Genomic DNA, 8880 nt, shown 5'->3' with positions numbered 1-8880 from the left:
TGTCATGCTGCCGAAGCGCTCCTTGTCCTGTGGGAGGTCGGCTAAAAGCGGTCACGTCCTGTGCGTCGGAGGCTCATCAGCCGCCCGCGGAAAGCGAAGTATTCTGCCGAAGCGGAGGAGTCAGCAGTATCTTCAATAAATATAAGTAAATTAACAGGCACGTTACGAGACAGTTTGGTTCTATTGTGTAATGATGATAATTTTAGAAAATAGAAGTAAAGAAAAACTCCAACAGGAAGGTTTGATGACATGCTTTTTGTACTAGACGTTGGAAATACAAATACAGTGCTAGGTGTCTTTGAACAAGCACAATTGAAATATGAATGGCGAATAAAAACAGATCGATATAAAACAGAAGATGAATTTGGCATGCTAATAAAATCACTACTAGAACATAACGGTTTAACATTAGCAAATATAACAGGCGCCATCATATCATCAGTTGTCCCACCCATTATGTTTGCATTAGAAAAAATGTGCAAAGATTACTTTCACATTGAACCACTTATTGTGGGGAAAGATACGGTACAATCCACTTTGAAAATGGCATATCCTAATCCAATGGAAATCGGTGCCGACCGAATTGTAAATGCAGTCGGTGCGATACAAGAATACGGTGCGCCATTAATCATTATTGATTTTGGAACTGCAACAACATATTGTTATGTTAATGAAAACAAGGAGTATTATGGTGGACTAATCTCACCTGGAATTAATATTTCCATGGATGCACTTTATCGAAGAGCGGCAAAGTTACCTAAAATTGAAATTGAATCACCAGCACATATTATTGGGCAATCGACAGTTGAAGCGATGCAATCTGGTGTATATTATGGCTCCGTTGGACAAGTCGACGGGATTGTGAATCGTATGAAGAAATCAGTTCAAGCTGAGCCAAAAGTAATTGCTACGGGTGGACTTGCTTCCTTAATATCGGATGCATCGGAGACGATTGATATCGTTGATTCACACTTAACATTGAAAGGTTTGCATAAAATATATCAGATGACAAATGCGTAAATTTACATTGATTTAGAAGTTCGTTATAAAAAAGGAGAATTGTGTACTGTGACTGTGATAAATGATTATTTAGTGAAGGCAACATTATTGGATGGGAAAATTCGTGTATATGCAGCAAGTTCCACAAACTTAGTTGAAGAAGCACGTAGAAGACAAGATTCATGGGCAACAACAACAGCTGCACTTGGCCGAACATTAACAATTACGGCGATGATGGGAGCAATGCTAAAAGGCGAAGATTCCATCACGGTTAAAGTAGAGGGAAATGGTCCAATTGGTGCAATTGTGACAGACGGAAATGCAAAAGGGGAAGTCCGGGGCTATGTACTCCATCCGCATGTAGATTTTGACTTGAACGAAAAAGGCAAATTAGATGTTCGTCGTGCAGTAGGGACGGAAGGTTATATAAGCGTTGTAAAAGACCTTGGGTTACGGGATTACTTTACCGGACAAGTTCCGATTGTATCAGGTGAAATTAGCGAGGACTTTACGTATTATTACGCTGCTTCAGAACAAATCCCATCTTCAGTAGGTGCAGGTGTTCTTGTTAATCCGGATCATTCCGTATTAGCTGCAGGGGGATTCATTATTCAAGTGATGCCTGGTGCGAGCGAGGATGTCGTGACGCGTCTTGAAGAACAGATAAAATCTTTTCCCGCCATATCTAATTTAATTCGTGAAGGGAATAATCCAGAGCAAATTATTACACGCCTATTTCCAGACGAGGAAATTAAATTTCACGAAACAATGCCGTTGTCTTTTGTGTGTAAATGTTCGAAAGAGCGATTCGAGCAAGCGATTATTAGCCTAGGAAATGAAGAAATCCAAGAGATGATTGATGAGGACCATGGTGCGGAAACGGTCTGTCATTTTTGTAATGAAAAATATCAATTTACAGAGGAAGAATTAGAAGCTTTAAAAAGGTAAAGTAAAAATTGTATTATAATCCATAAAAATGGAGTCTTGTATAACAATTAGCAGGACTCCTTATTCTTTGCGTGGGGAGTCTGAATATTTTTAATAGACAGAGGCTAATAGGTACATTCATTTAAAAAACTGATAAAAAGCTTGTATAGAGATAAGTTAACGGTAAATAATGGAAAGGTAGTATCGTATAATCAGCGGGGGTATGCGTGTATGTCAAAAAAGTTATTGTTCAGTATCATCGTCATTCTATTAATTACTAATCTCGCTACATTCATTGTGTGGGCAAATGATGGTAACTTTTTAACAGATGAGACAAAGATAATAGTTAATGGGGAAAAGAAAAAAATAAAAATAAAAGATAATGTTGCGGTAATTGGGAATGAAAAGGTTACATATGATGAATGGGTGGCAACTTTACAAGATAACTATGGAAAAAGGCAATTAAAACAATTGATTGACGACAAAGTAGTAAATCAGTTGGCACATAAAAACAATATAGTGGTAGAAGATAAAATAATTGAAAGGGAAATCGCCTATCTCACGACATTAAGTGGTGTGATGGATGAAAAGGAAATTTCAAAAAAGGAATCTGACTGGAAAAGGCAAATTACATATCGCTATCAACTTCAAGCGTTATTAACGATGAATCATAAGATTACGGAAGAAGAATCTAGAACGTATTACAAAAAGTATGCCAAGCAATACGATTTTAAATCATCTGTACAACTTTCACACATTGTTGTTCATAATATAGAAACAGCGGAAAAGATTATCAAGGAACTAGAGGAAGGGGCATCTTTTGCTTTATTAGCTCGTGAGTACAGTATCGATGAGTCATCAAAGGACATCGGTGGATATCTAGGATTCTTTACAGATGAGAGTCAGTTTTTGCCTCGCTCGTACTTTGAAAAGGCGCTAAAAATGGAGGAACATACGTATAGTGACCCTTTTCAAACCGACCAAGGTATTATTATATTATACTTACATCGTTTTCTACCGGACATTACGTTTACATATGAGGAAGTCGCGCCCTATATACAATCAGAACTAGCGTTAGAACAGTCAGGGCAAGAATTAGATGCTGCTAGTTTATGGGAATCATTTCAGATTTCATGGATATATGGAAAATAGGCTATTCCTTTAGCCCAAATGGAACACTTTTAGTTGACAAATGTAATACAAAACCGTATTATAATGTATAATTCATATAAGAATACTATGCTTTAAAATGAGGAGGACTAAAAATGAAAGTCGCCAATGATATTGCTGGTTTAATTGGAGAAACCCCAATTGTTAAATTAAGAAAAGAAGACGATGCGCATGCTGATATATATGTAAAATTAGAATTTATGAACCCGGGAAGTTCTGTTAAAGATCGGATAGCTTTAGCGATGATAGAGGCAGCTGAGGAAAGCGGAGATTTAAAGGAAGGCCAAACAATTATTGAACCTACAAGTGGTAATACTGGTATTGGTTTAGCGATGGTGGCTGCTGCTAAAGGCTATACTTTAATTGTTGTCATGCCAGATACAATGAGTCAAGAACGGAGAAATATCTTACGTGCCTACGGAGCGGAACTTATTTTAACACCTGGGGCAGAAGGAATGAAAGGTGCGATTCAAAAGGCTGAAGAATTAAAAGAAGCACATGGGTATTTCATGCCACAACAATTTAACAATATGGCAAACCCTGAAGTACACGCACGGACTACAGGAGAAGAGATTGTCAAACAAATGAAAGATGGCCTAGATGCATTTGTATCTGGTATCGGTACAGGTGGAACGATAACAGGTGCGGGTAAAGTATTGAAAAGGCATTTTCAAGATGTAAAGATTTACGCTGTGGAACCTGAGGATTCACCAATTCTATCTGGTGGTACACCCGGGCCACATAAAATACAAGGCCTTGGTGCAGGATTTGTACCGAATGTATTAGATACGGACATTTATGATGAAGTCCTCACTATCTCTAATGATGAAGCATTTGCAACATCACGGGAGGTAGCGAAGAGTAACGGAATATTAGGGGGCATCTCGGCAGGAGCTGCAGTTGCTGCCGCGAGAAAAGTGGCGAAAAAATTAGGGAAAGATAAAAAAGTGTTAGCAATCTTACCCGATAATGGTGAACGTTATTTATCAACACCACTTTATCAGTTTGAGGATGGAAAGTAATAGTTTTATCGTAAAAGGTTTGAGTGCAAGTACTCAAGCCTTTTTTCATTGCATTAAAGCCTTTTAAAATGGCAAAATGTGAAATAAAGAATACAAGACAACCCATTTGAGCTATGATACGATAAAAGCAATATAAGAGGAAGGTTTGATAGGTTATGATCCTAAAGGCAAGGTCGAAGCAATACAATTTAAATAATCGCACTCATATAATGGGAATATTAAATGTAACACCAGATTCATTTTCAGATGGAGGAAAATATACGGAAGTAGAGCAAGCCGTCGCGCAAGCTATAAAAATGCAAGAGGATGGAGCAGATATTATTGATATCGGAGGCGAATCAACACGCCCCAATCATGAACCTGTTCCGGAAAGTGAGGAAATTGCGCGAGTTGTACCGATGATACAAGCTGTAAAAGAAAGGGTTTCTATTCCGATTTCAATTGATACATATAAAGCAGAAACGGCAAGAAGAGCAGTCGAGGCGGGTGCAGAAATAATTAATGACGTATGGGGAGCAAAGCGCGACCCGGAAATTGCTGCTGTTGCTGCGGAATATAACGTACCGCTCGTTTTAATGCATAACCGTACAAATATGAATTATACATCGATCATCGATGATATGAAGCGAGATTTAATAGAAAGTATTGAAATCGCACTTCAAGCTGGTGTAGCGGCAGAAAATATCATCATCGATCCAGGCATTGGCTTCGCAAAAACAGCTGCACATAATTTAACAGTTATGAACCATTTGGAAAAATTCCACGATTTAGGTTACCCTGTCTTGTTGGCAACTTCAAGAAAAAGGTTTATAGGTTCTATTCTAGGGACCGAACCGGAAGAACGTGACAACGGAACTGCGGCAACAACATGTCTCGGTATTGCAAAGGGTGTGCAAATGGTACGTGTTCATAACGTAAAAATGAATGTAGAAGCGGCAAAAGTGATGGATGCAATGTTGCGAGAGAGGATGTAATGGAATGGATAAAATCATTTTAAGTGGGATGCAATTTTATGGCTATCATGGATTGTTCCCTGAGGAAAATAAATTAGGCCAAAGATTTCAAGTAAACGTAGAGTTATATACCAATCTAAAAAAGGCCGGCGAATCCGATAATATGGAAGACTCGATTCATTATGGACATGTTTATGATATTATTAGAAAAATTGTTGAAGGCGAAGTGAAAAATCTACTTGAAGCAGTCGCAGAGCATATTGCAAAGGATCTATTAGCTTCATTTGAATTATTACAAGCGTGTCGTGTAAATGTAGTAAAATTAGATCCGCCTATACCGGGACACTTTGGACCTGTAGCTGTAGAAATTTATAGGGAGAAATTATGATGATGAAAAAGGCATTTATTGCGTTGGGTACGAATATAGAACCGCGTAATGATTATTTAAAACAAGCGATTCAATTGCTTGATGATCAGGAAAATATCACGATTATACAAAAATCATCCGTCTATGAGACAGCTCCAGTGGGCTACACAGAACAAGCAGACTTTCTTAATTTAGTGTTGGAAGTAGAGACATCACTTCCCCCACATGATCTACTGGATGTATGCCAAGCAATTGAAAATAAATTAGGTAGAAAAAGAGTCATTCGTTTTGGGCCGCGAACAATAGACCTTGATATTTTAGAATATAATAATGAAAACATACAAACGGATAGATTGACTGTACCGCATCCACGAATTCATGAACGTGCATTCGTTCTTGTACCGCTTGACGAAATATCCCCTGGATTAAAACTGCCAACATGGGAAAAGCCAGTAAATGAACTTTTGCGAGCTATTCCGAAAAAGGATAGAGAGGACGTCAAGCGATGGAATCAAAAAGGCTTGGATTACGAATAAAGGCTTTTCGTAAACTTAAACGTTATACACAAAAGGAATTTGCGGATAAGTTACATGTTTCTTTATCTATATTAGGTAAAGTTGAGCGTGGTATGATGGAACCGTCCCCCTCCTTGTTAGAAACTATTGCACAGGTATTAGAAATAGATGTTAAGGAAATCATGCAAACTGATAAGTAAATAAATGTGGATCATGTTCAGTTCTGTAGAAGCTAGAAGCTATCGGTAAGAGTGATGTTTGTATTAGCAACTATGACGGTACAGTATATCGGATTACGTATTTATTCTTACTATAATGGAAACTGAATTGGATTTGTAATAGCAGAATGTTAATTTACGAAATGAATTTATGGGTCGGCTCTTTGGGATGCAAGTTTTATAGTAGTTATGATGTGAAAAAATACGATATTAGGCGTATGATGATACGTAGCAGTACAATGCTATATTTTAATGCACGTACTATGGTATGATAGAAAATAATTAAAATGTATAAATGATTGCAATTAATGGAGTGATAACATGTCAGAAGAATTAAATGAACATATGCGCGTTAGACGTGAAAAATTGGGTCAATACATAGAAAAAGGATTAGATCCATTTGGCGGGAAATTTAAACGCACACATTTAGCTGAACAATTATTAGAAAAATATGGTGAGTTCACAAAGGAAGACCTTGAAGCTAAAGAACCAGAGGCTGAAAGGGTAACGATTGCTGGACGTGTAATGACAAAGCGTGGGAAAGGTAAGGCTGGGTTTGCTCATATTCAAGATGCAAGTGGCCAAATTCAAATCTACGTACGTAAAGATGAAATCGGTGAAGAGGCATACGAAGTATTCAAATCGATTGATTTAGGAGATATTGTCGGTATCTCTGGTGTGATGTTTAAGACGAATGTTGGAGAACTATCCGTGAAGGCGACAACATTTACCTTATTATCCAAATCACTTCGTCCGTTACCTGAGAAATATCATGGCCTAAAAGATATAGAACAACGTTATCGTCAACGTTACCTGGATTTAATAACAAATATGGATAGTAAGAAGACATTTGAACTACGCAGTAAGATTATTCAAGAAATGCGAAATTATTTAAATGGACAAGGATTCCTTGAAGTTGAAACACCAATGATGCACGCAATTCCTGGTGGAGCGGCAGCACGTCCGTTTGTAACACATCATAATGCATTAGATATCGAACTATATATGCGAATAGCCATTGAATTACACTTAAAACGTCTCATCGTTGGTGGCATGGAAAAAGTGTATGAAATTGGTCGTGTATTTCGTAATGAGGGGGTGTCAACACGACATAACCCTGAATTTACAATGATTGAACTTTATGAAGCATATGCAGATTATCAAGATATTATGGAACTAACGGAAAATATGGTTGCGCATATTGCTGAAAAAGTGCTCGGTACGACGACAATTATGTATGGTGATCAGGAAATCAACCTCGAACCAAGCTGGAAGAGACTTCATATGGTGGATGCTATCAAGGAATATACAGGTGTGGACTTTTGGAAACAGATGAGTGATGAAGAGGCAAGAGCACTTGCAAAAGAACATGATATTGAAATAACTGATATGATGACGTTTGGTCATATTGTCAATGAGTTCTTTGAGCAAGTTGTAGAAGAAAAACTTATACAGCCAACATTTATCTATGGGCATCCAGTTGAGATTTCGCCTTTAGCGAAGAAGAATAAGGAAGATGATCGTTTTACGGATCGATTTGAATTATTTATTGTTGGACGCGAGCATGCGAATGCGTTTAGTGAATTAAATGACCCAATTGATCAACGTCAGCGTTTTGAAGCACAAGTTGCAGAACGTGATCAAGGAAATGATGAAGCACATCTTATGGATGAGGACTTTTTAGAGGCATTAGAATATGGTATGCCTCCAACTGGTGGACTGGGCATCGGTATTGACCGTCTTGTTATGTTGCTAACGAATGCTCCATCAATTCGGGACGTACTTTTATTCCCGCAAATGAGAACACGATAAGCTGCCCGGAGCAGGGATGATGTAAATATGATCATGGTAGCAGAATTTACACTTTGAAATCATACAGCCAATTTATATTGCAAAAATGGAGAGAGGTTGGGCAAAACAAAAGGTTGAATTCCTTATGTCCCGATCTCTTTTCGTATATTGGTAAGTATGAGATGTAAAAATACAAATACATATCAATGCTTTATTAATAGTTAATAATCCCGGATTATTTATAAGTGTTGAAACTAAATTGTTTTTAAGAAATGATATGAGGCATATTGTCTTTAGTAAATTAATTACATATGAAGATGTAATAATAATGAAGCTAGTTTTTGTAATAGATAGAAGGAAATTAAACTTATTATAAAAGTATGCATGTCTTACTTCATAAAGGGTATACTCTAAATTGTAACCAACTTTATATTCATTAAAATATACGAATCGCTAAATTGAATATTTTACCAATATATATATTGTATTTTTGCTTGCTTATGGATTAAAATCGTGGTAAATTAAATATCGTTGCTAATTCACTTTGCGACGAACTAGCATTTAAAAGTATTAAAAAAGTGTTGACTGTAAAAACAATCTATGATATATTAATCAAGTCGCCAATTTAAGGCGAATAAATTAAATAAAATGTTAAAATAACTTTTAAAAAAGTTGTTGACATTAAAAACTGATTGTGTTATGATAGTTAAGTCGCTTTTGAGCGGCACTTAAAAATATTTGCTCTTTGAAAACTGAACAGAACGACCAGTATTCGAAATAAATGGTAAAGGTGCTTTTAGTAACTTAGTTGCTAAGTACTTGAATCAAAAACTTTGAAGAAAAACAACCTCGTTTTTCTTATTTATAGCTAAGAAACAACAAACTTTTTTGGAGAGTTTGATCTTGGCTCAGGACGAA

The 8880-nt window shown here is 36.9% G+C and carries 9 protein-coding genes; all 9 read left to right on the top strand.

The window, feature by feature from the left end; all coding sequences use genetic code 11:
- Positions 1-249 precede the first annotated feature (249 nt).
- The gene (locus tag ACFFIS_RS04425; protein ID WP_390186318.1) at positions 250-1020 is read left to right on the top strand and encodes a type III pantothenate kinase; all 771 of its coding nucleotides are present in this window, start codon (positions 250-252) and stop codon (positions 1018-1020) included.
- A gap of 57 nt (positions 1021-1077) precedes the next feature.
- Positions 1078-1947, top strand: a complete 870-nt coding sequence (gene hslO, locus ACFFIS_RS04420) for an Hsp33 family molecular chaperone HslO (protein ID WP_390186403.1) — start codon at positions 1078-1080, stop codon at positions 1945-1947.
- 210 nt (positions 1948-2157) lie between these two features.
- Positions 2158-3078, top strand: coding sequence for a peptidylprolyl isomerase (locus tag ACFFIS_RS04415; protein ID WP_390186316.1), 921 nt, complete (start codon positions 2158-2160; stop codon positions 3076-3078).
- Between the two features lie 113 nt (positions 3079-3191).
- Positions 3192-4118, top strand: coding sequence for a cysteine synthase A (gene cysK, locus ACFFIS_RS04410; RefSeq protein ID WP_390186314.1), 927 nt, complete (start codon positions 3192-3194; stop codon positions 4116-4118).
- Positions 4119-4273: 155 nt separating this feature from the next.
- Complete coding sequence (gene folP / locus ACFFIS_RS04405) at positions 4274-5092, top strand: dihydropteroate synthase (RefSeq protein WP_320380880.1); 819 nt, start codon at positions 4274-4276, stop codon at positions 5090-5092.
- Positions 5093-5096: 4 nt separating this feature from the next.
- Positions 5097-5459: a dihydroneopterin aldolase gene (gene folB / locus ACFFIS_RS04400; RefSeq protein WP_320380881.1), complete on the top strand. Its 363-nt coding sequence runs from the start codon at positions 5097-5099 to the stop codon at positions 5457-5459.
- Between the two features lie 2 nt (positions 5460-5461).
- On the top strand, positions 5462-5974 hold the full coding sequence (folK, locus tag ACFFIS_RS04395; RefSeq protein WP_320381521.1) for a 2-amino-4-hydroxy-6-hydroxymethyldihydropteridine diphosphokinase: 513 nt from the start codon (positions 5462-5464) through the stop codon (positions 5972-5974).
- Positions 5944-6153, top strand: coding sequence for a helix-turn-helix domain-containing protein (locus tag ACFFIS_RS04390; RefSeq protein WP_320380882.1), 210 nt, complete (start codon positions 5944-5946; stop codon positions 6151-6153). Before folK ends, ACFFIS_RS04390 begins: the two co-directional genes overlap by 31 nt.
- Positions 6154-6492: 339 nt before the next feature.
- On the top strand, positions 6493-7983 hold the full coding sequence (lysS, locus tag ACFFIS_RS04385; protein WP_390186312.1) for a lysine--tRNA ligase: 1491 nt from the start codon (positions 6493-6495) through the stop codon (positions 7981-7983).
- Positions 7984-8880: the final 897 nt, after the last annotated feature.

Source organism: Paracerasibacillus soli, from assembly GCF_042432965.1.
GTDB classification, from domain to species: Bacteria; Bacillota; Bacilli; order Bacillales; family Amphibacillaceae; genus Paracerasibacillus; species Paracerasibacillus soli.
This window is presented reverse-complemented; position numbering and strand designations above follow the sequence as displayed.

What these genes read in the sequence shown, in the direction of transcription:
- ACFFIS_RS04425 (WP_390186318.1), top strand. Translation starts at nt 250, where the DNA reads ATGCTTTTTGTACTAGACGTTGGAAATACAAATACAGTGCTAGGTGTC.
- ACFFIS_RS04415 (WP_390186316.1), top strand. Translation starts at nt 2,158, where the DNA reads ATGTCAAAAAAGTTATTGTTCAGTATCATCGTCATTCTATTAATTACT.
- cysK (WP_390186314.1), top strand. Translation starts at nt 3,192, where the DNA reads ATGAAAGTCGCCAATGATATTGCTGGTTTAATTGGAGAAACCCCAATT.
- folP (WP_320380880.1), top strand. Translation starts at nt 4,274, where the DNA reads ATGATCCTAAAGGCAAGGTCGAAGCAATACAATTTAAATAATCGCACT.
- folB (WP_320380881.1), top strand. Translation starts at nt 5,097, where the DNA reads ATGGATAAAATCATTTTAAGTGGGATGCAATTTTATGGCTATCATGGA.
- folK (WP_320381521.1), top strand. Translation starts at nt 5,462, where the DNA reads ATGAAAAAGGCATTTATTGCGTTGGGTACGAATATAGAACCGCGTAAT.
- ACFFIS_RS04390 (WP_320380882.1), top strand. Translation starts at nt 5,944, where the DNA reads ATGGAATCAAAAAGGCTTGGATTACGAATAAAGGCTTTTCGTAAACTT.
- lysS (WP_390186312.1), top strand. Translation starts at nt 6,493, where the DNA reads ATGTCAGAAGAATTAAATGAACATATGCGCGTTAGACGTGAAAAATTG.